This window comes from Saccharomonospora cyanea NA-134 (assembly GCF_000244975.1).
Classification (GTDB): Bacteria; Actinomycetota; Actinomycetes; order Mycobacteriales; family Pseudonocardiaceae; genus Saccharomonospora; species Saccharomonospora cyanea.
In genome coordinates, this window is record NZ_CM001440.1 from 589587 (window position 1) to 612068 (window position 22482).

Below are 22482 nucleotides of genomic sequence, written 5' to 3' on the forward strand. Positions count from 1 at the left end.
GGCCGACTCGCCGCCACCGGCGGAATCCGGCCTCCTCGCGTCCCGTACGGAGGGTTACTCCCGCACTCGGTCTCCCCGAGAACGTCCTGAGCAGCCTCGAACTGCTCGCTCGGGCAGACCGCGTGTAACACGCGTCCACCCCGGACGCCGACGCGTTGTTCGTCCCTGCGTGCCCGGCGGGTCCAGGTCTCACGACCAGATCGTCACGTGCACCGGCGGGCGGAACCGGGAGGGCGGCACGCCGTTGCCCGGCGACCGCATGAGCTGCATGGCCGCGGGTGTGCCGAGGAAGTAGCGCAGCGACGCGGCGGCGGGCGAGCAGCGTTGCCTGGCCGGGGTGGTGATGTGCCAGCACAGCGGTGCGGGAGTCGCCGACGTCGGCAGCACGGCGAGTTCGCGTCGCCGCAACAGCGGTGCCACCAGGTGTTCCACGGCCACCGACACTCCCGCGCCGCCCGCCGCCGCCGTCCACGCGCTCGCCTCGTTGGGGAACACCTGGATGCGCTCGTCGGGTACGCGCAACTGCCGCAGCAGTCGCGTGACGTCGCTGTCGGGGTCGGCGCCGGAGGGGCCGAGCAGCCACGGCCACGTCACCGGATCGCCCGGCGTCCGCCAGCCGGAAGTACCGACCACCACCAGGGAACACCGGAACACCGGCACGCTCTCCAGCTCCGGCTCCACCAGCGCCGGGCCGAGTGCGGCGTCGGCGAGGCGGTGACTCACGAGCACGGCCGTCTGCTCGGTGGTGGCCAGTCCCGACGAGACGTCCACCGTGTCCCCGCACCGTGTCGCGAACGCCTCCAGCAGTGGACCGGCGACGAACTCGGCGAAGGTGCTGGTGACCGCCACCCGCAGTGGCTCCGCCGCGCCGCTGGCCTGCCGCACGGCCGCGTCGGCGTCGGCACCCAGCTCCACCATGCGGGACGCGATCGGCAGCAGCCGACGACCTGCCGGAGTGAGTGTCATGCCCTGCGCCGTGCGCACCAGGAGGCGGTCGCCGTGGTGGTGCCGCAGCGCTGCCAGGGCCTGCGACACCGCGGGCTCGCTGACACCCAGCGCTCTCGCGGCGCCGGTCACCGAACCGAGCCGCGCGACGAGGACGAAGGCGCTGAGCTGACCGAGTGTCATGCGCCCTGTCCGGGTGACGCCAGACACATCCCCAGGCTATCTCCGCGCCGGGGAAGTGACCGCCCAAGGCCGATGAAGGAACCGCTTATAGCGCCGTTGCCACCGGGTCCCGTCCAGCCGAGCCTTGCGGGTATGCAGGTGCCCGCGCAGTTCCAGTACGAGAAGGCCACCAGCGTCGAGCACGCGTTGGAACTCCTCGGCAGGTACGGCGAGGACAGCATGGTGGTGGCGGGTGGTCACTCGCTGATCCCCATGATGAAGCTGCGCCTCGCCCAACCCGAGACGTTGATCGACATCAACGGCGTCGGGGAGTTGTCCCGAATCGGCGTCGACCGGGACGCCGTGACGATCGGGGCGCTGGTCCGGCACGCCGAGCTGCTCGACTCGCCCGTGATCGGGGAGCACTTCCCGATCCTGCACGACGCCGAGCGGGTGATCGCCGATCCGGCCGTGCGAAACCGCGGCACGGTGGGCGGTTCGCTGTGCCAGGCGGACCCGTCGGAGGACCTCGCCGCCGCGTTCGTCGCGCTCGACGGCGTGGCCCTGATCCAGGGTCCGGACGGCGGGCGTGAAGTACGGGTGCGGGAGTTCTTCACCGGTCCCTACTCCACGGTGCTCGACCAGGGCGAGTTGCTCGTGGCCGTGCGCGTGCCGATCCGCTCGTCCGCCTCGGCGTACGCGAAGGTCGAGCGCCGCTCGGGTGACTGGGCCGTGGCGTCGGCGGGTGCGGCACTGCGCCTGGACGACGGGCACATCGCCTGGGTCGGGATCGGGCTGACCGCCGTCGGCGCGCCGGCCTTCGGAGCGCCGACGGCCGAGGAGTACCTCATGGGCGCGCCCGCCACGGAGGAACTCTTCGAGGACGCGGGCACCATCGCGGCGGAGCACTGCTCCCCGGTCGCCGACCAGCGCGGCCCCGTCGACTACAAACGCCATCTCGCCGCGACCCTCACCACGCGCGTGCTGCGCAGGGCCGCCGCTCGCTGGCGCGGCAGGCGTAACCACGAGGAGACGTGACATGGAGATCACCGTCACCGTCAACGGCCAGCCCTACACCCGTTCCGTGGAGCCCCGGCTGCTGCTCGTGCACTTCCTGCGCGACGAGCTCGGCCTCACCGGCACGCACTGGGGCTGCGACACGTCGAACTGCGGCGCCTGCGTGGTGCTCATGGACGGCGCGCCGGTGAAGTCGTGCACCGTGCTCGCGGTCATGGCGGACCGGCACGACATCCGCACGGTCGAGGGGCTGGAGACCTCGCACGGGCTGGACGCCGTGCAGGAGGGTTTCCGCGCCGAGCACGGACTCCAGTGCGGGTTCTGCACACCCGGAATGATGCTGACCTCCCGCTGGCTGCTCGACCACAACCCGACCCCGTCGGAGGACGAGATCCGCGAGGCGCTGTCGGGGCAGCTGTGCCGCTGCACCGGCTACGAGAACATCGTGCGCTCGGTGCGGTGGGCCGCGGAGCACGAGGCCGCCGCGACCGCCGTCTCCGACGCGATCCCCGAACAGGGCGGCCCCACCCCAGCTCACCAGAACCGGTCAGGCTCGGAGGTGCAGACATGAGCACCACGGACATCCCGTCACAGCGGTCGACCCCCGTCGGATACGGCAGCATGCCGCGCAAGGAGGACGAGCGGTTCCTGCGCGGACACGGGCGTTACGTGGACGACGTCGTGCTGCCCGGGATGCTGCACGGCGCCGTGTTGCGCAGCCCCCACGCCCACGCCCGCATCGTCTCCGTCGACACCAGCGCCGCGCAGGCCCACCCGAAGGTGCGTGCCGTCATCACCGGCCACACCCTCGAAGGCCTCGACCTCGCGTGGATGCCCACGCTGTCGCACGACGTGCAGTCGGTGCTCGCCACCGACAAGGTGCGGTTCCAGGGGCAGGAGGTCGCGTTCGTGGTGGCGGAGGACCGCTACGCGGCCCGTGACGCGCTGGAGCTCGTCGACGTCGAGTACGAGCCGTTGCCGCCCGTCGTCGACGCGCGCCGCGCTCTCGACGCCGACGCCCCGGTGGTCCGCGACGACGTGGAGGGCCGAACCGACAACCGCATCTTCGACTGGGAGACCGGCGACCGCGAGGCCACCGACGCCGTGTTCGCACGCGCCGACGTCGTCGCGGCCCAGGACATGCTCTACCCACGCGTGCATCCCGCGCCGATGGAGACGTGTGGCGCCGTGGCGGACATGGACCCGGTCACCGGCAAGCTGACCGTCTGGACCACCACGCAGGCCCCTCACGCCCACCGAACGCTGTACGCGCTGGTGGCGGGCCTGCCGGAGCACAAGATCCGGGTCATCTCACCCGACATCGGCGGTGGCTTCGGCAACAAGGTCGGCATCTATCCCGGCTACGTGTGCGCGGTGGTGGGTTCGATCGTCACCGGCAAACCGGTCAAGTGGGTGGAGGACCGCTCCGAGAACCTCATGAGCACGTCGTTCGCCCGCGACTACCACATGCACGGCGAGATCGCGGCCACCCGCGACGGGAAGATCCTCGGCCTGCGCGTGAAGGTGCTCGCCGACCACGGCGCGTTCAACGGCACCGCCCAGCCGACCAAGTTCCCCGCCGGGTTCTTCGGCGTGTTCACCGGCTCGTACGACCTGCGGGCCGCGCACTGCGAGCTCACCGGCGTCTACACCAACAAGGCGCCCGGCGGGGTCGCGTACGCGTGCTCGTTCCGCATCACCGAGGCCGTCTACCTCGTGGAGCGCATGGTGGACGTGCTCGCCCACGACCTCGGCATGGACCCCGCCGAGCTGCGGATGCGCAACCTGCTGCGGCCGGAGCAGTTCCCGTACCGCAGCAGCACCGGGTGGGAGTACGACTCGGGCGACTACCCGCGCACCCTTCGTGCGGCGCTGGAGCTGGCGCACTACGACGAGCTGCGGGACGAGCAGCGGCGACGTCGCGAGCGCGGCGAGCTCATGGGAATCGGGCTCAGCTTCTTCACCGAGGCGGTGGGCGCGGGCCCGCGCAAACACATGGACATCATGGGGCTCGGCATGGCCGACGGCGCCGAACTGCGGGTGCATCCCACGGGCAAGGCGGTGCTGCGGCTGTCGGTGCAGACCCAGGGCCAGGGCCACGAGACGACCTTCGCGCAGATCGTGGCGGAGGAGTTGGGCATCCCGCCCGAGGACGTCGACGTGGTGCACGGCGACACCGACCAGACGCCGTACGGGCTGGGCACCTACGGCTCCCGCTCCACACCGGTGTCGGGTGCGGCGGCGGCCGTCGTGGCCCGCAAGGTGCGCCAGCGGGCGCGGCTGGTGGCGTCGGCGATGCTGGAGGTCGATCCGGACGATCTGGAGTGGGAGAAGGGCCGCTTCTTCGTGAGGGGCGATCCGGAGTCCGGAAAGACGATCGCCGAGATCGCGATGGCCGCGCACTCCGACCTCGAACTGCCGGAGGGCGTGGAGGGCCATCTCGACGCCGGGACCGTCTACAACCCGCCCAACCTGACGTATCCGTTCGGTGCGTACGTGTGCGTCGTGGACGTCGATCCCGACACCGCGCAGGTGAAGGTCCGCGACTTCGTGGCCGTGGACGACTGCGGCGTCCGCATCAACCCGATGATCGTCGAAGGGCAGATCCACGGCGGGCTCGCCGACGGCGTGGGCATGGCGCTCATGCAGGTGATGGCGTTCGACCCCGACGGCAACCACCTCGGTGGCTCCTTCATGGACTACCTGCTGCCGACCACGATGGAGTGCCCGTCGTGGCGGCTCGGCCAGACGGTGACGCCGTCGCCGCACCACCCGATCGGAGCGAAGGGCGTCGGGGAGTCGGCCACGGTCGGCTCGCCCGCCGCCGTGGTGAACGCCGTCGTGGACGCGTTGCAGCCGTACGGTGTGCGCCACGTCGACATGCCCGCCACGCCCGCCGTGGTCTGGAGGGCCATGCAGGGCCGTCCCCTGCGCACGGACCTGGCGATCACATGACGGGCGGCACGTGGGCGCGGACGCTGTTCGCGCACGCGGAGGAACTCCGGGACTCCCGCGCCCCGTTCGTGCTCGCCACCGTGGTGCGGGCGCGCCGCCCCACCAGCGCGAGGCCGGGTGACCGGGCGCTGGTCCTGGCCGACGGCACGGTGGAGGGGTTCGTCGGCGGGGTGTGCACGGAGTCCACCGTCCGGCTGCAGGGGCTTCGCGTGCTGGCCTCCGGGCAGCCGACCATCCTGCGGATCACCCCCGACGCCGCAGCGGGCGGGGCGGACGGCGAGGACGGGGACGTCGAGGGAACGGTCACCGTCGCGAACCCGTGCCTGTCCGGCGGTGCGGTCGACGTCTTCCTCGAACCGCAGTTGCCGCCCCCGCTGGTGGAGGTGTTCGGGGACTCTCCCGTCGCGAGGGCCCTGCGGGAGGTCGGGGAGGTGCTCGGCCACGACGTGCGAGCGTGTCCCGCGGAACCCGAGTTCGCCGCCGACACCGAGGCCGTCGTGGTCGCCTCCCACGGGCGGGGTGAGGAGCGGGTCCTCACCGCCGCACTGCGGGCCGGGGTCGGCTACGTCGGTCTTGTGGCGAGCCCGCGCCGGGGCCGTGCCGTGCTCGCCGACCTCGGCGAACCCGGCGCCGAACGGGTGCGCACACCCGCCGGCCTCGACATCGGCGCGCGCACGCCGCACGAGATCGCGCTGTCGGTGTACGCGGAGCTGCTCGCGCTCCGTTCGAGGCAGGAGGAACCGCCGAGGCCCGAGGGCCGGGAGGTCACCGAGGCCGTGAAGGTCACCGAGGTCACCGAGGCCGTGAAGGTCACCGAGGCCGTGGAGGTCGCAGCGGTCACCGAGGCCGTCGACCCGGTGTGCGGCATGACGGTCGCCGTCAGCCCCGTCACGCCTCAGTCGGTGCACGCGGGGCATCGTTACTACTTCTGCTGCGACGGCTGTGCCGGTGCCTTCGACGCGGACCCCGAGCGGTACGCCCGCGCAGGCGCGGCTCACGCTCCGTGACCGTCGACGTGATCGGACGGTGGCCGTGGTTCCTCCGCACGGGCCTGTCCCCGGTGCCCGGGAATTCCCTACCCTGCACGCAGTAGATGTCGCCGCGCGAGGAGTGCTGGTCGTGTTCAAGCGAGCGTTGATCATCGTGGGCGTGGTCCTCGGTCTGGCGGTCATCTACACGACCGGCTCGGAACAGCGCAGCTCTGACGCCGAGAGCGGAGGTACGCCGGGCGAGCGCGCGGCCTGCACGGTCGTCGTCACCGCCGACGTCCTCAACGTGCGGTCGGGGCCGGGCACCGACCACGACGTCGTCGACGAACTGCGCCAGGACGAGGAACTCGACGCCACCACCGAGACCCGCGACGGCTTCCGTCGGATCGGCGACGAGCAGTGGGCCTCCGACGACTACCTGGAGCCGGTGGACGGCGCCGACTGCGACTGAGCGCTCGGTGCAAAGCCGTTGCTGGAGTTGTTCCGGCCGTAGGGGCAGCCCACCACAGCCCCCTGTCATGCATTGTCATACGTGGTGGGGATCGATCCCGGCTGGATGGCTGAGGCCGTCACCGAGCCCGGCCGGCTGGTCGATCAGAGGTGCCCTACTGCGTCAGTATTGGAAAGGAGCTGGCGATGAGTGAGGTTCTGGAGCGGGACCTGCGAGAGTATCGGGACGAAGCGGAAGGCTCGCCGGATGAGCCGCTCCCGGAGCGGGCGACGCGGCCTGGGCAGGGACGTGCCAAGGTGTTGTCGGTGCGGTTGAGCTCGGAGGAGTTCGACGAGCTGACTCGCTTCGCTGCCGCGTTGGAGGTCCCGGCTTCGGCTTTGGTGCGTGGTTGGGTTCTGGGCCAGTTGCGGGCGGGCTCGGAATCCCCTGTGCAGACCGTGGACCGGATCGCGCGGGAACTCGACCAGCTTCGGCGGCAGTTGGCCGCGTAGCACGTGAGGCCGGGTAGCCTGCTGGCCGTGCTCACCGTCTCCACTGTCAACGTCAACGGCCTGAGGGCCGCCGCCAAGAAGGGCTTCACGGAGTGGTTCCGGACCACTTCCGCGGACGTCGTCGCGTGTCAGGAGGTGAGGGCCGAGCTGGACGTGCTGCCCGCCGGACCCGGGAACCCGAGGGCTGGCACACCGTCCACGCGCCGTGCGCGGCGAAGGGCCGCAACGGTGTCTCCCTCTACAGCCGCATCGAGCCCGACAGCGTGCGCGTCGGGTTCGGGGAGGCCGAGTTCGAGGACAGCGGCCGCTACGTCGAGATGTGGTTGCCCGGGGTCGTCGTGGCGAGCCTCTACCTGCCCAGCGGTGATGTCGGCACACCGAGGCAGGACGAGAAGGAACGGTTCATGGCCGCCTTCCTGCCGTATCTGGCGACACTGCGCGACAAGGCCGCCTCGGACGACCGGGAAGTACTGGTGTGCGGCGACTGGAACATCGCCCACGCCGAGATCGACCTGAAGAACTGGAAGGCCAACCGCAAGAACGCGGGCTTCCTGCCGGAGGAACGAGCCTGGCTGAGCCGGGTGTTCGACGAGTTGGGCTACGTCGACGTCCAGCGCCGCCTCGACCCGGAGGGCCCCGGCCCGTACACGTGGTGGTCGTATCGGGGCAAGGCGTTCGACAACGACTCCGGCTGGCGCATCGACTATCACGTCGCGACGCCGGGCCTGGCACAGCGGTGCACGTCGCTGGTGGTGGAGCGAGCGGAAAGCTACGAGACGCGGTGGTCCGACCACGCACCGGTGACGGCGACGTACGAGGTGTGACCGCACCGGTGGGGTGACGTGCGTGCCGAGTCGTCATTGTCGTGCGTCGGCTTGATGTGTTGGTCGGTGTCGATACCGGCCCGGATGTCGACCACTTCGCTCTGCAGGAGGAGCCGGAAGGCGTCCTCGGCCGTCCGGTCGGTCCCGTGAGCGCCACCAGCGTCCGCGTTCCGCACTTCAGGTAGTCGGTGCTGGAAAAGCAGGGAACTCCTTTATGCGGCGTGACGCTTGAATCTCCGGAATGTGCTGAGGGCAGCGGAGTTGCTGTCCTGGAATGAGCGTCGGGCCCGCGAGTGACCAGGTCCGTTGCCGGGAGCCTGACCGTTCGCGGGCCCGTAACCACAATCACAGGGTGGGTTCACTCCATGCCTGCTCCAGCAGTGCCGCCACATCGTCGTCACCGCGTTCCCGGTACGCGGTGACGAGCTGATCCCGGGTGGAGTCGGGCGGGAAACAGACCGCGGTCGCCAGCGCACGCTCGACGTCGGCGGGACGATCGCGGTCGCTGCCCAGCCCGATCAGCCGCAGCGCCTCGCCGAGCGGTTCGACCTCGGCCGAGCCGGCCTCGACCAACCGGAACCGGCGGTCGTCGGAGAACAGTAGGAAGACGGTCGCACCTACTCCGATGTCCTCCTTCTCCAGGAACCGGCGGATACTCGCACACTGCGGCTGAGGTCCCGACCATCGGACGGACTGGAGTCCCAGCTGTGAGGAGAATTCCACCGTCTGTTCCGGGGCCAGGCTCAGTGCCATCGCCAGCCCGACCGGGACGGTGAAGCCGGAACCCCGGAGGTGGTCCGAGGTGATCACGATCCGGTAGGCCCAGCCGCCGTCGTGGCGGAACACCTTCCGTGTCTGAGCGGGGCCTTTCCTGCGGGCGGGCCCGCTGGTGCTGCGGCTGACGATCCCGCCGCGGGTCTGGAAGGGGGCTGCTGCCGCGAAAGTCCTGATACTCGTTTCCGAGATCTCCCGGAAACGAGTGGTCAGTTCCCCGACGAGCGCGTTGAGTGGAACACTTCCGGCGTTGCGGTCGATGATCTGGCCGATCTGGTCGCGGATCGTGGTGTACTCCTCGAACTCCCACTCACTCAGCGCCCACGTTCCCCGGTCGACGCGCTTGAACCGGCGGTCGTCGGAGAGCCGGTTCGCCAGCCCGCCTAGGTTCGCGACCTCCAGTCGCTCCGCGATGGACTTCGCCGTCATGGGTTCGCCGGTGATGGACAGCAGCGCCGCGGCCCGGTCGCCCAGCGTGGCGGTCCTCGTCAGCACGTGACCGTCGATGATCTCGTATCCGCACCACACGAGCCAGTTCCGGAGCTCGTCGAGGCCCATCCCGAACTCCGCCAGCAGCGCGCCGAGTTCGTCGAGCGCGACGACGCCGTGCCGGTCGGTGCTGTCCTCCAGCAGCAGCTCCGTCCGGCTCCGGGTTGCCTTGACGTTGGGCGCGAGCGCCCAGCCGTCGACGACCTCGAACTCGTCGTCGAGTTTGTCGAGCACGTACCAGAACGGTTTTCCGAGGCTCTCGACGCGTTCGCGTAGCACCGGGAAGTCCTCCAGCAGCCGGGACAGGGCCGCCACCGGCTGAATCCTGGCGCGCACACTGTCCCGCAACTCGGTCACCGGCCCGCTGGCGGCGAGTTTCGCGTCGAGCTGCTTGCGTGCGGAGCTCTCCAACTGGCTGATACGTTGCGGGGACACTCCGTGTTCCGCGGCCAGCGCCTGGAGGGTTTCCGGTTCGTCGGCGAACGTTCGCCTGCGCAGGATGCTGAGGCTTCGAGCGTCGAACCGGCCGAACCAGCGGCCGATCTCCTCCAGCGGGTCGGCCGTCTCCGGCTCCTCTTCCGACGGCTGTTCGACGACCGTGCCGGTGTCGGCAGGTGACGGCGGTTCGAGCGAGGCGTCGGCCAATGTCGTGAACAGGTCCAGTGCCGTTCTGCGACCGATCCCTCGGGCTTCCAGTACCTCCGGGAGGAAAAGCCGGGAGAGGTCCACCGCGGTCTCGATCTCCAGGTACCGCAGTAGGCGGAGTGCCCTGCTGCTGAACGGCAGGTGGTCCATCCGCGTGTCGGGAGGAATCGCCGGGAAGGCCCGCGCCAGTGGCGTGTCGTCCGGCCAGTCCATGAGCAGGGTCGCCGCGATGGCGTAGGTGGCGGCCGAAGGGGAAAGCTGCGCGGAGTCTCCGGGCGAGCTCGACAACCACCATTCCGGGGTGGTGGACGCCCCGTCGAGCTCGGGATTGTCGCCCGCCTGGTATTCGCTCAGCCACGGAAAGACCTCCGGCCAGAGCTGTTTTCCGTCGGACGGTGCTTCGGCGAGTGCGGGCAGCGCCTCGGCGGGTTCGGGGACGGACTCGTCGACCGGTGGTTCGGGCCGTGGTTCGGTTCGCTGCTTCGGGGAGGCGGTCGGTGCGGTGTTCAGAATCGGGCGGATACCCAGCCCGTCCAGCGTCGTCCACAGGGTGGCGAGCGCTCGTTCCTTGTCCAGGTAGTAGGACGACTCCCGCACCCGCCAGAACTTCCAGCCGCAGCGTTTGAGCTCCTGCTCGCGGTACAGGTCCTGGGTGAGCTGCTCAGGGGTGTGCCAGTGGTCGCCGTCGCACTCGACCGCGAGCTTCGCACCCTCACCGGTGACGACGAGGTCGATGCGCCTGCCGTTGCTCTCGACCTGCGGTGTCACGTGGTAGCCGCGTTCGACGAGATCGCAGAACACGCGCTGCTCGAACAGCGAGTCGAACTGCGGATGCCGCACGTCACGCTGCACGTTCGTCAGCACGTCGTCGAGTGCCTTGCGTTCGGCCGTCATGTGCTCGAGCAGCGACAGCCGGAGGTCACCCGGACGCAGGCGGTCCTTGGTCACCGAGTGGAACAGAATCAACTGGTCCTGTGCTCGCGAGGCAGCGACGTTGAAGCTGCGCTGGAAGCTCGCGCGCACGAGGGGCGCGAAGTTCTGCTCCGGCGAGACCACCATCGACAGCCACACGACGTGCCGTTCGTCGCCCTGGAAGTCGGATGCGGTGCCGATGCGCAGCCTGCGCTCCGCCCACACCTCGGGGTCGACGCCTCTGTCGAACAGGGCGTTGGTGATGACATCCACCTGACGCTGACCTTGTAGGACCACCACCCCGAACGTCTTGTCGTCGTAGGCGGGGTCGTCCAGGCACGCGACGATGGAGTCGGCGATGGCGTCGGCTTCCACCGGGTTGCACAGCGTCTGGTTCTTGCCTTCGACGAAACCGCCCCGCACGTACTGGGTCTGCAGCGGCGGCAGCCGGTCGGCGCCGAACTGCCGCACCGGGACGAGCGGTTGGTCCTGGTAGAACTCGTTGGAGGACCACTGGATGATCTCCGGCATGCACCGGAAGTGCTCCCGCAACCGGACGAGCTGGCCGAACCTGCTTCTCAGCAGCGAGAACATGCTCGATCGGGGGCTGAACTCCGTACGCAGGTAGTTCGGCACGTCGTAGAGTTCGCTGTCGAGCGTGTCGAAGATCGGCTGCAGCGCCCCGGAGGCCACCTCGGACGGCGTGCACTGCTTGTCGTCGCCTACGACGATGATCCGCGGTGCCAGCCAGAGCAGGAAGGTGCTGGTGAGTTCGGCCTGGCTGGCCTCGTCCACGATGATGACGTCGAAGGCGTTCTGCCGCGGTGGGACGGTGTCGAGCACATGCTTGATCGGCATCACCCACGCCGGGACGGCACCCTGGGCCACGCTCATCGCCTCGCGAGCGGCGGCGCGGAACCGCTCGTGGTACTTCCCGCTCTTGCCCGCGTTGCCGGCGTTGCTTGCGTAGGAATTGAGCGCCCCGACCTGTTCCGCGGTCATCCGCCGCAGGCAGGCGTTCCACGCCTGCTCGGCGGCGAGGTCGGCGGTGATCTTCTCCAGATCGGCGGTGGTGGCTTCGAGCTCGGCCTCCAGCTCCTGTTCGGCCCCGGCGGCGGTCTGTTCCTCCACCCACGACCTCGCCACCGCGCGAGCCCAGGCCTGTGGCCAGGCGTGGATTCGGTCAGTCCATTCCGGATTCCGAGCGGAGCGGGTGAGAGTGTCGGCGAGGGCGGGACACGCACGCCGGAGCCGGTCGAGCAACGTGTCACACCGTTGTTGGGCGGCCCGTTGCCTGCGGGCGCGATCCAGTGCCCGCACCGCGTCCTGGTAGGCGGCCGCGTCGTGGGATCGTAGCGCGGCGGTGAGTGCGTCGTGTTCGGGTGAGCGGTTCGGGGCCGGCGACAGAGCACTCACCTGGTCCGCGAGGTGGTCGAGCCTGCCTCTGGCGGTCTTCGCGCTGTGCGCCCGCGCGGCGTCCATGGTCCGCTCGGTGAACTCGAACAGCTCCCCGAGGGAGGCCAACCGGGGCCGCACGGTCGGGGGGATCGCGGTGAGGTGTTGCCGCAGCGTGTGCTGCGCGGCACGCACCTGCTCCACCACTCCGTAGAGTTTGCGCAGTTGCACGAGCTGGTCGACCACGACGCTGCGGGGAGCGGTCGTGTCGAGGACGTAGCCCAGTGCCGCGAAGGTCGCGGAGACCATCTCGGCGATCTCCAGTGTCCGCAGGTGGTTGGCGACCTGCATGGCCGTACCGGTGTTGGTGACCTCGGCCGATCCGACCCGAACCGTGGGCAGGTAGGCGTCCACCGCCTTCTGCTGGGGTTTCTTCAGGTGCTTGCGCACCTTGCCGCCGGATTGGAGGTACTCCGCGTAGCTTCGGAAGGCCGCGTGCGCCGAGGGGGGAACGCCTTCCGTCGTGATCGGCGTATGCCCGGCGTTCCGGTCGCACTGCAGTGCCTCGTCCACGAGTGACAGCACCTGGCCCGCGCCGGCCCACAGGTGTTCTCGCTGCTGGCCGAGCAGCGCGCTGACCGTGTCGTCGAGCCAGTCCTGCCGGGCGGGCAGCGCGCGTAGCCCGACGATGAGCTCCTGGACCTGCGCGCAGTCGTGGCTCAGCCGCCGGAACTGGTCATCGGTCAGGTTCCCCAGCGCGCCGATCAGCTCTCCGTGGTCGCCACCGACGACCTCGGTGCCCTCGGCCACTGCCTGGGTGAGTCCGACGACCAGTTGCTCGTCGGGGAGGTGGGCTTGGTCCGGTATCGCCTGGTCGCGACGTCCCTGTCGTTCGTCGTCCTCGTCGCGGAGCAGCCGGATCAGCTCACCGAACTCGTCGGTGCTCAACGGGGGTTCGCCGGTGGCGGTGCCCTCGATCCACCCGACATCGCCGGTCGCGCCGATCTTCCGCACGATCTCGCTGAGCGTTCCCGCGTAGCCGGGGGAGATCTCCGGGTGCTGGTAGGTCTCGGATTCGCGGAGCGCTCTGATCCGTTCCAGCAGTTCGGCGCGCCGCCGTTGCGCGGCGCCTCGCCGGGCGGACAGCTCGTTGATCCAGTGTTCGCTGGCTTCGGCGTTGAAGTTGGCGTGCCGGTCGGACAGAGTGGACACGCTCTTGCGCGCCGCGGCGTTGGTCTTGCGGTCGGTCGAGGTCATCGACACGCAGAGATCCTGCAGGGGCTCCGGGAGTTTGTCACGCAGCACGGCCAGCGCCTGGGCCTTCTCGCTGGTGACGAGGATGCGCTGCCCGCGCGCGAGCAGCGCGCTCATCAGGTTGGCGATGGTGTGGGTCTTGCCTGTCCCGGGTGGGCCTTCCACGACCACACCGCTGTCTTCCCCGAGCCGCCGGATGACTTCCCGTTGCTGGTCGTTGGCGGGTAGCGGGAACAGTGGGTCCTCGGCCAGTGCCGCCGCGGCCGTCGCATTGGTCCGTTCCAGCCACGACAGCTTGTCCCGGGTCTCGATCGGGGTGACCAGTTGCGCGAGACCGAGGGGAACGGGCTCGTGGCTTTCCTCGAGCGTGCTGCCGATCTGCTCGTAGTACTTGCGCAGTGCGTAGGAACCTCGGGTGCGAAGGAGGAGCGCGGGGGCGAAGTCGAGCCGGAAAGCGCCCGTCGTTCTCGGCGTCCAGGAGTCGCTGATGTCGCACTCGGTGTCGAGCGCCCGCTCGGCCCAGGCCTTGAGGAAGCCGGGAATCTGGGGGTCGATCGGCGACTGCGCGGTGGCCGCGAGCTTCTTGCGCAGTGAGGGGGCCGCACTGCGGTCGAAGAAGCCGAGGTCGCCGATGAGCTCGTCGTCCTCGAGCCGCACGGGGCTTTCGTCGCTCACCACGCAGTGGATCGCGCCGCTCTCCCGGTGGTGTTCGATGCGCACCGGCTGGCTGACGAGGTGGATCCGCACCGTGGCGCCGTGTTCGCCCGCCACCCTGAGCAGCCCCGCGGCCAGGACCACTTCGAGCGATTCGGGCTGCTGCGAGGCCTGGCGTTCCATGTCCGCGAGGCGATTGTGGAGTTGCTGGAGGGCTCGCCGTCGGGCTTCGGCTTCCGCCCACCGCCGCCATTCGGCAAGCCACTCCTGGAACGCGTCGGTGACCTCACCGGCGTCGATCAGCTTGACGGTGTCCCCGGTGACCGGGTGCGGTCCCTGTTCGCGCAGTTTCGGCTCGTCGCCGCTGCGGTCGAGCCAGTACCGGAGCACTTCCGGCGGCTTCGGTTCGGCGGCCACCTGAACCCTCGGTACGACGAACACGTGTTCGCCCAGGCCGGCGTCCTGCTCGACGGGCAGGTGCTTTCCGACGTCGGAAAGCCAGAGCAGGTCACGGTGGTCGCTGATCTGCGTCACCGGGGCGCTGCGTTTGATGGCGAGCTTGCGCAGGAAGCCCATCAGGCGGGCGACGCGGTCCTTGAGTTCGGGATCGTGTTCGGGAAAGGTCACCGAGGCTGCTCCTTGAAGGCGGCGCGTGCTCGGCACGGTCTCAGCCGAGCACAGGTGTGTCGCCGGGGTCGGTGGCAACGTTACGAAAGGGTGGAAAGGGACGACAGAGATCGACGGCTACGGATCACCCACGACCTGGTAACGACGGTAGGATCACGAGCCGTCGCTGTGATCCAGGTCAAAGGAGGGTGGCGGGATGTCCGACGGCCGGAGGCCGACACCGAAGCCAGCTCCGCCGCCTCCGAAGCAGCGGTGGTTCCAGGAGCGGACGTCTCCGTATCCGTGGGAGCAGGACGGCCTGGACCACATCCGTAGGTTGATGCCGCAGGCGGAGCCGTATCGCGCGTGGGCCACTTTCTCGTTCACCGCGGCCTCCGGCCGGGTCAACGAGTGTGACCTGCTGATCGCGGTTCCCGGTGGGCTCTACCTGGTGGAGCTCAAGGGCCACACCGGGCGCGTGGTGAACAACGGAGACACCTGGATTTTCTACGACGAGGGTGCGAGGCGCCCGCGCACGCTGCGCAACCCGCTGCATCTCACCGACCTGAAGTGCAAGGAGCTCAAGCAGCGCCTGGAGTGGGCGGCCAAGCAGAACCACTACACCGGCCGGATTCCGCGCATCGAACCCGCGATCTTCCTGTCCGCACCGGGGCTGACCTCGGAGCTCGACGAGGTGCAGCGCACCCGCGTCTACGGCCGTGACGGGCAGGTCGACGGTCTGGACTGGATCTGGCGTGACCTGCTGTCGCGCCCGCCGCAGCGGGAGCACCAGCGGATCAGCCCGGAGTTCTCCCGCCACGTGCTGCCGAAGCTGCTGGAGAAGATCGGCATCCGGGCGTCGACGGCGCATCTGCGGTTCGGCGACGACTGGGAGCTCTCCGGTGAGGTGCTGGACGCGGGCCCGACGTGGGAGGACCGCCTCGCGTTCCGCACGGGCCTCGTGCGTGAGGAAGGCCGGGTCCGCATCTACCTCACCGAGCAGCAGGCCGCCGAAGAGCGGCGGCAGTCGGTGGAGCGGGCCGCGCGGCGCGAGTACCAGGTGTTGCAGGGCATCACCCACCGCGGCATCGCGCAGGCCGTGCAGATCCGGGAGCATCAGAGCGGTCCCGCGATCCTCTTCCGCCACAGCTCGTCGGACCTGCGGCTGGACTCCTACCTCGACGTGCACGGCGAGCGGCTGAGTATCGACACGCGGCTCGACCTGGTGCGCCAGCTCGCCGAGGCGGTGCAGTACGCGCACCACCGCTCGCTCTACCACCGTGCCCTGTCGGCGCGTTCGGTGTGGGTGTCGGCGAAGGACGACGGGTCCGACCCGGTGTTGCGGATCACCGACTGGCAGGCCGCCGCCCGTGACTTCGACACGACGTCGCTGTCGACGGTGGGCAAGACCTCGTTGACGGGTGAGCACCTGGCGGGCTCGGCGGAGGTGTATCTGGCGCCGGAGTTCGCCCCGCACGCCGACCCGGTGGATCTCGACGTGTTCGGTCTGGGCGCGGTGTCGTTTCTGATCCTGACGGGGCAGCCACCCGCCACGCAGCGCAGCGGCCTGATCGAGTGGCTGGCCGACAGCCACGGCCTGCACCCGTACGCCGTGTCGGACGGCATCTCCGACGCCCTCGACGCGCTGGTTTTCGACGCGACCCGCACGGAGCTGTCGCAGCGACTGGAGTCGGCGGACGCCTTCCTGAAGCGGTTGGACGCGGCGGAGTGGGAGTCGCTGCCCGAGTCGTCCGTGCCCGTGGTGGATCCGCTCACGGTGTCGGCGGGCCAGATGGTGGACGAGCGGTGGCGGGTCGAGCGGGTGCTCGGCACCGGTGCCACGGCGCGGGCGTTGCTGGTGCGGAGGGTGGACACCGACGACGAGCAGCCCGAGCGCCGGGTGTTGAAGGTGGCGCTCGACGACGACAAGGCGCAGCACCTGCACGCCGAGGCCCGGGCCTTGGCGCTGGCGGGCGGCGGCGTGGTGGTGCAATTGCTCGACGGCCCCCGCGAGGTGGGTGGCCGCACCGTGCTCGATCTGGAGTACGCGGGCGGGCAGGACCCGCAGGGCTACACGCTCGGCGAGCATCTGCGCGCCGAGGGCAGGCTCAGCTACCACAACCTGGAGCGTTACGGCCGCGACCTGTTCATCGCGTTGGACCAGCTCGCGGGTAAGGGTGTGCGGCACCGGGATCTGAAGCCGGACAACTTCGGCATCTACCGCAGGGCCGACCGCTCGACACAGTTGATGTTGTTCGACTTCTCGCTGGCCGACGTCTCGGAGCGCGACGTCACGGCGGGTACCCGCGGGTATCTGGATCCGTTCCTCGGCACGAACCGCCGCCCCGCCTACGACGATCACGCCGAGCGTTACGCGGCGGCGGTGACACTGCACGAGATGGCGTCCGGGCAGCGGCCGGTGTGGGGCGACGGGGTGAGCGATCCCCGCACCACCACCGACGAGACTCCGGTGCTGGCGGCGGAGCTGTTCGAACCGGCGTTGCGCGATGGGTTGACGGCGTTCTTCCGGCGCGCGCTGCACCGGGACGTCAACCGCCGGTTCGACACGGTGCGGCAGATGGAGGACGCCTGGCGGGAGGTGTTCACCGCGGCGGACACCGCCCAGCCGCTCACCACGCCCGACACGGTGGGTGTCGAGGGCGAGACGCTGGAGGCCACCCGCGACGCGCATGCCGAGCGGGCCACCCTGGACACGCAGCTCGACGTGTCCGGGTTGAGTCCGCGTGCGGCGTCGTTGGCGCAGTCGTTCGGGGTGACGACGGTGCGGGAGCTGCTGGAGCAGGTGCGCCCGTACGAGATCAGCCGGGCGCGGGGCGCGGGGAAGGTGGTGCGCAACGAGCTGAACCGCCGTCACAAGCAGTGGACGCGGGCGTTGTTGCAGCCCTCCGAGCCCGACCGCCCGGAGCCGGACTCGCCATCCGGCCGCTCCACTGTGGACGAACTGGTCGCCGTGTTGTTGCCTCCGAGGGGCAGGCGGGGTTCGCGTAAGGCGGATGTCGTGCGGTTGACGCTCGGGTTGCCGGCGGGGGAGGGCGAACAGCCGCCTCCGCCGTGGCCGACGCAGACCGAGGTGGCTCGGCGGCTGGGTATCACGCAGGGCCCGGTGTCGCAGCACTACCGCGCGGCGGTGAAGGCGTGGGCGGCCGAACCGCGGTTGTCGGCGGTGCGCGACGAGCTGGTGGAGCTGGTCGCCGAGGCGGGCCGCGTGATGCCGGCGCACGAGCTGGCTGCCACGGTTCGGGCCCGGTACGGCGTCGCGGAGCGGGACACCCGGGAACACGCGCTTGCTCAGGCGTTGGCGGTGGTGCGCGCGGCGGTGGACACCGAGGCGTGGGAGCGGCAGCAGAGCGAGGACGAGGACGGTCCACGGTTCTCGGCGTTGCGGCGCGGCGAGCACGTGTTGATCGCGCTGGAGTCGTTGCCGGGCACGGACGCGCCGAGTGCTCCGGAGCTGGCCGACTACGCCGTCGCGCTGGGGGCGCGGGCCGACGAGCTGGTGGAGCTGGACCCGCTGCCGGGTCGTGGTGTGGTGGTGCGGGAGTTGCGGGCGGTGCCGGCCCCGGAGGGGTTGCCGTCGCAGGCGGACACCCGGCTGGTGGAGCTGGCGGCGGTGATGTCGCGGCACGCGGCGGCGTCGGCGCGTTCGGAGCTGTATCCGAGGGAGCTGGATCTGGTGCGGGCGCTGCGTATGTCGCAGGCGGCCGTGGGGGTGCGGCGGGATGCGGGGATCACGCTCGCGGATCTGCTGGCGAAGGTGCGGGCGCGGTTCCCGTCCGTGGCGGTGGACGAGAACATCACGTATGTGCGGCTGGAGGAGGCGCTGCGCGAGGCGGGCACCCCGCTGGAGTGGGACATCGAGGCGCAGCGGTTCCGGCCTCCGGCGCCGGAGTTCTCCCGGTTGGCGGCGTCGTCGAGTCTGACGCGTGGCGGTCCCGGCCCCCGCTGGTCCGGTGGTCTGGACCCGCAGGACGTGCTGCACGACAAGCTCACCAGGGCGGTGGAGTACGGCGGGTTCGTGGCGTTGACGTTGTGGGGCGCGAACCTGCCGGGGGCGGCCGAGTCGCTGGCGGCGCGGTATGCGGTGCGGGCGGTGCACGTGGACGGCGAGTTCCTGGCGGCGTTCCGGGAGTTGGTCGCCGAACACGGCCAGGACTGGGAGCTGGTGCGGAAGCTGGATGAGCGGTTCGGGCGGACGGCCCGGCCGAAGCCGGGTTTCCGCCGTTACGTGCAGCAGGCGTGGGAGCGGCTGCGGGACCGCCTGGAGGCGTCGTCCGACGGCGAGCGCACGGTGTTGTTGCTGCACCACGCGGGCCTGGTGGGCCGCTACGCCGACCTGGGTGGGCGCGAGTTCCTGACGGGCCTGCAGCAGGCGGCCCGGTCGGCGCGGGCGTGGCCGCACGGGCTGTGGGTGCTGTGCCCGGGCGAGTCGAAGCGGGAGGCGCCGCAGCTCGACGGCCTCCGGGTGGAGGCGTTGACGGAGGCGGAGCGGGTGGTGCTGGACCGGGAGTTCCTGCACGGTCCTCGGGCGGCTGACCGGGCGAGTTGAGGCCGCTGTCGCCTGGGGTGGTGCTTGGCTCAATCGCGCTCCGGGAGGGTGGGCCTGTCGATACACTCCGAAGCCGAACGGTTCCGCGACGTCGGCTTTTGGGGGTAGTTGTGGCTGAGCTCAGAGACATGAGCGATGGCGCTGGCAAGTTCGTCGCAGGGGGCGCGCTGTCCAAGGTGATGTCGGCTATGGACAAGTCGATGGGCACCGAGGCGATGGCGGAGGTGACCCGCTCGGCGGACCAAATGGTCGCCTCGGCGAAGTCCGGCGGCTTCAAGGTCACACCGGAAGCCGCCGACCCGATCATCAAAGTCCTGGAAGACTTCATCGACAGGATAACCACAATGATGATCGGGTTAGACGTTTTTGACCAAGCTCCTCCACTTGGTGACCATGCTTATGGCAAGCTTGTCGCTCAGCGTATGCATGAGGCGGCAAACGACGAACGGTCCGGTCGTGCTGCCCTGAACTCGCTCCAGATAGTCCTGGAAAGGAGTCGGGAAGCGCTGCTTAGGGCATCGAACCAATATCAAGAGCAAGAAGAATCGGCGCAGAACTCATTTCGCGGTTTGGATGGATGAGACGTGACTAAAAGGTCCAACGGATTGAAAGTTGCCTTTGCTATAGCCTTGATGGGTTTTGTGTCGAGTTGTGCATCGGATGAGAAGGGTATAGCAGAGCCACAGGATTCGGCAAACGTCTCGCCTGGTTACAGCTCCACATCAGCCCCCTCGTCGGCTGAGGCGATCAGCATGTCGATCGACCCGTGTGAAGTTCTTTCTTCTGAGGATCTAGCCGGTTATGGCAAGTTCGAGTCAAAGAAAGAAAACCTTGGTGGCGCCCGGTCATGTTTCTGGCAAAGGAGTGCTGAAGGGGGTCAGGATGCTGCCGGGTTCTCCTTGAACGTTCGGGACAGTCAAAGTATTGAGGCGGTCAATGATGTTGGCGGCGGGGTGGTGACCGGTGAAGTCAATGGTCGTCCGGCGGCTGTGGCCGCGAATCCCAATAGTGGTTCCTGTACTGTTGCGATGAAGATCGACGACAATTCCCGTATCGATATCACGATCACCACTCCTCCGGATCGCGACGATGATCCATGCCAGTTCGGTGAAGAGGTCGCTTACTTTGTTGAACCTCGCTTGCCTGCTGTTCCGTAATCTGTGGTGGGTTTGAAGCGTCTCGGTGCTGCATTCTTCGAGCCGGTTGGGTGAGTAAGCGAGACATGGGGATATTTCCGGTTCTTCGGGGAAGAAGACGTGGGTGTAAAGCATTTTGGCGCTGCGATCGCTGCCTTGGTAATGCTGGGTTCTTCAGGGTGTTCGCGCCAGGAGGCGGGTTTTGCGGAGTCGAAATCACCTTCGGGCGCACCGGGGTGAGTGGCCCCTTTGCCTCGTCTTCTTCCTTTGCGCGCCCAGCCAGCTTGTCGATCGATCCGTGTGGCCTGATATCGGCGGAGGACTTGGCCGAAGTTGGGGAATTCGAGACGGAGTACCAGGAAGGAGGTGGTTCTCGGTACTGCGTGTGGCAGGAGGGTTTTGAATCCGGTGGGAATGGCTTTGGTTTCTCTGTCGGTGTGCGAGATTCTCAGGGCATTGACGCGGTGAGGGACATTGGCGGCGGAGTTGATCCGACTGAGGTGAATCAGCGGCCAGCGGTGAAAACCGAAGACCCGGTGAGCGGTGATTGTATGTTGGCTGTGAAGATAAGTGATTCCTCCCGGATTGATGTGACGGTCTTGGGGGAAGACGGAGATGGTGATTCATGCGGGCTCGCCGAGGTGATCGCGGGCATGGTGGAGCCTCGGTTGCCTGAGCTTCCGTGAGGTGAGCGGTCGTCGCGGCTATCCGGCCGTTGCCTCGTCGTAGCCCGGCAGGTCGTACGCCCGTGCTACTGCGGTTTCGATGTCGTGGGTGTGCAGGCCTGCGTGTTCGGCGATGGTGAAGCCGAGTTCGAGTAGGCGGAAGGCGATGGCTCGTAGGGCTGGGGTGGCGTCGGGGTGTCCGGCGTCTTGGTGGTGGTAGAGCCCTTCGGTTTCGGTGTCGATGGCTCTGGTGATGCGCAGTAGTGCGGCCGACAGGTCGTGGTGGGCTGGGGGTCGTTGGGCGCGGATCGTCGAGGTCTCGGCCGCGTGGAGGCGGGGGACCTTGACGTCGGGGCAGGTGGCCGCCGCTAGGAGGATGGCCGCTCGTTCGATGTCGCGTTCGTGGATCAGGACCCGCCTGATGGTCTCGACCTGCTCTCGGGTCGGCGGGACGTAGGTTGCGGTGGTCATCGTCGGTCCTTCTCGCAGAGGCCAGGGATAGCGCGCGGTTCCGGTCATGGCACGGGGTTTGGGGAGTGCGCCAGCATGTGGCGGGCCAGGTCGGCCACGGCCTCGCCGGTGGCCCGCACGGCGCGCGCGTCGTCGGGGGCGACGTCGGCCAGGTGGGCGAGCGCGCCGATGGTCTGCTGGATGCGCCGTCGCAGCGAGTCGCCCTCAGGCAGAGTGAGGGCGGGGTGGCCTGCGGGGCGGCACGTTTCGAGGATGCCTCGCCCCCGGTCGTGCAGATCCTCCAGCGCGCCGCTCGTGCGCTCGCACATCTCCGCGAGCACCTCTTCCAGGGCCTCCCACTGGCGCGCGGGCAACACCGCCGGTTCGCGGCAGCACGTCGCCACCACCACACCGTCGATCTCGGCCGCCCGCGCGTGCAGCTCCGCCGCGAGAGCGGAGAGCCGGTCGGCCAGCGCGCACAACCCTTCGGCGGGCAGCTCCCCACCGTCCTGGCGCTGCAGCAACTCCACCACCACCGCGCCCAGATAGCGGTTGAACCGGCCCAGCCGCACCAGCAGTTCCCGATCACGTTCGATCATCACCGACTCCCCTCAGAACGTGGGCCGCAGCCGCTCCCGCATTGCTCCATTCGGCCTTACCGAGCGGCCAAGTGGCCTAACTGTATCATCTGTCATAACTGTCGCATCGGTCGCGAGCGTATCTAAGTAGCGGCATGGGGCGCGTCTGTGCGGTTACGTGTCATCTGTGACCAGGCAGAAGCTTCTTTCAACGGGTGAGGCCGCGAAACATCTCGGTGTCGCTCGCGGCACGCTCACGCGTTGGTGGCAGCGCGGCATGGTCGAACCCGAGTTCGTCACGGCGGGTGGCCAAGCGCGATGGGATCTCGACGATCTGCTGCGGCAGCTTGAGGAATTACGCAAGCGGCAACGTGACGAGCGCCCGTAGGGTTCAGCTCCGCCGGGGCGTCTCACCAGGCATCAGTAACAACACGCTCCGTGACCGCGATCTTTCTTCGCAGGGTTGAGTAGCGGCTGCGTTGCGATGTGGTCGCCGAATTGTCCTGTCCACGCACCTCGCTAC

Annotated in this window: 15 protein-coding genes and 1 pseudogene; 12 read left to right on the forward strand and 4 right to left on the reverse strand. The window is 69.0% G+C overall.

The window, feature by feature from the left end; all coding sequences use genetic code 11:
- Positions 1-189: 189 nt before the first annotated feature.
- Complete coding sequence (locus SACCYDRAFT_RS02995; RefSeq protein WP_005453463.1) at positions 190-1128, reverse strand: LysR family transcriptional regulator; 939 nt, start codon at positions 1126-1128, stop codon at positions 190-192.
- A gap of 132 nt (positions 1129-1260) precedes the next feature.
- Between SACCYDRAFT_RS02995 and SACCYDRAFT_RS03000 the strand changes: the two genes are divergently transcribed.
- The 7 genes and pseudogenes from SACCYDRAFT_RS03000 (at position 1261) to SACCYDRAFT_RS03030 (ending at position 7834) form a co-directional block, all read left to right on the forward strand.
- Positions 1261-2145 carry an FAD binding domain-containing protein gene (locus SACCYDRAFT_RS03000; protein ID WP_005453465.1) on the forward strand — a complete coding sequence of 295 codons (885 nt, stop codon included), beginning with the start codon at positions 1261-1263 and terminating at the stop codon, positions 2143-2145.
- A 1-nt stretch (position 2146) separates the two neighbouring features.
- A complete protein-coding gene (locus SACCYDRAFT_RS03005; protein WP_005453466.1) occupies positions 2147-2695 on the forward strand; it encodes a (2Fe-2S)-binding protein in 549 nt (182 codons plus the stop codon).
- The gene (locus SACCYDRAFT_RS03010; protein ID WP_005453467.1) at positions 2692-5079 is read left to right on the forward strand and encodes an aerobic carbon-monoxide dehydrogenase large subunit; all 2388 of its coding nucleotides are present in this window, start codon (positions 2692-2694) and stop codon (positions 5077-5079) included. Before SACCYDRAFT_RS03005 ends, SACCYDRAFT_RS03010 begins: the two co-directional genes overlap by 4 nt.
- Entirely contained in the window at positions 5076-6086 is a 1011-nt protein-coding gene (locus tag SACCYDRAFT_RS03015; protein WP_005453468.1) for an XdhC family protein, read from the forward strand. The genes SACCYDRAFT_RS03010 and SACCYDRAFT_RS03015 overlap by 4 nt, the downstream gene beginning before the upstream one ends.
- A 112-nt stretch (positions 6087-6198) precedes the next feature.
- Entirely contained in the window at positions 6199-6519 is a 321-nt protein-coding gene (locus tag SACCYDRAFT_RS03020) for an SH3 domain-containing protein (protein WP_005453469.1), read from the forward strand.
- 185 nt (positions 6520-6704) lie between these two features.
- Complete coding sequence (locus SACCYDRAFT_RS03025; protein WP_005453470.1) at positions 6705-7010, forward strand: hypothetical protein; 306 nt, start codon at positions 6705-6707, stop codon at positions 7008-7010.
- Between the two features lie 27 nt (positions 7011-7037).
- Positions 7038-7834 (forward strand): annotated as a pseudogene (locus SACCYDRAFT_RS03030) (exodeoxyribonuclease III).
- A 345-nt stretch (positions 7835-8179) separates the two neighbouring features.
- Here the strand turns inward: SACCYDRAFT_RS03030 and SACCYDRAFT_RS03040 are convergent.
- On the reverse strand, positions 8180-14584 hold the full coding sequence (locus SACCYDRAFT_RS03040) for an AAA domain-containing protein (protein WP_005453475.1): 6405 nt from the start codon (positions 14582-14584) through the stop codon (positions 8180-8182).
- A gap of 196 nt (positions 14585-14780) precedes the next feature.
- On the opposite strand from SACCYDRAFT_RS03040, the gene pglW reads away from it, so the two are divergent.
- The 4 genes from pglW (at position 14781) to SACCYDRAFT_RS25650 (ending at position 20952) form a co-directional block, all read left to right on the forward strand.
- Positions 14781-19130, forward strand: a complete 4350-nt coding sequence (gene pglW / locus SACCYDRAFT_RS03045) for a BREX system serine/threonine kinase PglW (protein ID WP_005453477.1) — start codon at positions 14781-14783, stop codon at positions 19128-19130.
- Positions 19131-19258: 128 nt separating this feature from the next.
- A complete protein-coding gene (locus SACCYDRAFT_RS03050) occupies positions 19259-19711 on the forward strand; it encodes a hypothetical protein (protein ID WP_005453478.1) in 453 nt (150 codons plus the stop codon).
- 51 nt (positions 19712-19762) lie between these two features.
- Entirely contained in the window at positions 19763-20287 is a 525-nt protein-coding gene (locus SACCYDRAFT_RS25645; protein WP_083844725.1) for a DUF3558 family protein, read from the forward strand.
- A 65-nt stretch (positions 20288-20352) separates the two neighbouring features.
- Positions 20353-20952: a DUF3558 family protein gene (locus SACCYDRAFT_RS25650; RefSeq protein ID WP_232283884.1), complete on the forward strand. Its 600-nt coding sequence runs from the start codon at positions 20353-20355 to the stop codon at positions 20950-20952.
- Positions 20953-20970: 18 nt separating this feature from the next.
- Here SACCYDRAFT_RS25650 and SACCYDRAFT_RS03055 read toward each other — a convergent pair whose 3' ends face one another.
- Together SACCYDRAFT_RS03055 and SACCYDRAFT_RS03060 are read right to left on the reverse strand one after the other, a co-directional pair.
- Positions 20971-21402: a hypothetical protein gene (locus tag SACCYDRAFT_RS03055; protein ID WP_005453480.1), complete on the reverse strand. Its 432-nt coding sequence runs from the start codon at positions 21400-21402 to the stop codon at positions 20971-20973.
- 44 nt (positions 21403-21446) lie between these two features.
- Positions 21447-21980, reverse strand: a complete 534-nt coding sequence (locus SACCYDRAFT_RS03060) for a hypothetical protein (RefSeq protein ID WP_005453482.1) — start codon at positions 21978-21980, stop codon at positions 21447-21449.
- A 166-nt stretch (positions 21981-22146) separates the two neighbouring features.
- Here SACCYDRAFT_RS03060 and SACCYDRAFT_RS03065 point away from each other — a divergent pair, with 166 nt between their 5' ends.
- Positions 22147-22347 carry a MerR family transcriptional regulator gene (locus tag SACCYDRAFT_RS03065; protein ID WP_043536101.1) on the forward strand — a complete coding sequence of 67 codons (201 nt, stop codon included), beginning with the start codon at positions 22147-22149 and terminating at the stop codon, positions 22345-22347.
- Positions 22348-22482: the final 135 nt, after the last annotated feature.

What these genes read in the sequence shown, in the direction of transcription:
- SACCYDRAFT_RS02995 (WP_005453463.1), bottom strand. Translation starts at nt 1,128, where the DNA reads ATGACACTCGGTCAGCTCAGCGCCTTCGTCCTCGTCGCGCGGCTCGGT.
- SACCYDRAFT_RS03000 (WP_005453465.1), top strand. Translation starts at nt 1,261, where the DNA reads ATGCAGGTGCCCGCGCAGTTCCAGTACGAGAAGGCCACCAGCGTCGAG.
- SACCYDRAFT_RS03005 (WP_005453466.1), top strand. Translation starts at nt 2,147, where the DNA reads ATGGAGATCACCGTCACCGTCAACGGCCAGCCCTACACCCGTTCCGTG.
- SACCYDRAFT_RS03010 (WP_005453467.1), top strand. Translation starts at nt 2,692, where the DNA reads ATGAGCACCACGGACATCCCGTCACAGCGGTCGACCCCCGTCGGATAC.
- SACCYDRAFT_RS03015 (WP_005453468.1), top strand. Translation starts at nt 5,076, where the DNA reads ATGACGGGCGGCACGTGGGCGCGGACGCTGTTCGCGCACGCGGAGGAA.
- SACCYDRAFT_RS03025 (WP_005453470.1), top strand. Translation starts at nt 6,705, where the DNA reads ATGAGTGAGGTTCTGGAGCGGGACCTGCGAGAGTATCGGGACGAAGCG.
- pglW (WP_005453477.1), top strand. Translation starts at nt 14,781, where the DNA reads ATGTCCGACGGCCGGAGGCCGACACCGAAGCCAGCTCCGCCGCCTCCG.
- SACCYDRAFT_RS03050 (WP_005453478.1), top strand. Translation starts at nt 19,259, where the DNA reads ATGAGCGATGGCGCTGGCAAGTTCGTCGCAGGGGGCGCGCTGTCCAAG.
- SACCYDRAFT_RS25645 (WP_083844725.1), top strand. Translation starts at nt 19,763, where the DNA reads ATGGGTTTTGTGTCGAGTTGTGCATCGGATGAGAAGGGTATAGCAGAG.
- SACCYDRAFT_RS25650 (WP_232283884.1), top strand. Translation starts at nt 20,353, where the DNA reads ATGGGGATATTTCCGGTTCTTCGGGGAAGAAGACGTGGGTGTAAAGCA.
- SACCYDRAFT_RS03055 (WP_005453480.1), bottom strand. Translation starts at nt 21,402, where the DNA reads ATGACCACCGCAACCTACGTCCCGCCGACCCGAGAGCAGGTCGAGACC.
- SACCYDRAFT_RS03060 (WP_005453482.1), bottom strand. Translation starts at nt 21,980, where the DNA reads ATGATCGAACGTGATCGGGAACTGCTGGTGCGGCTGGGCCGGTTCAAC.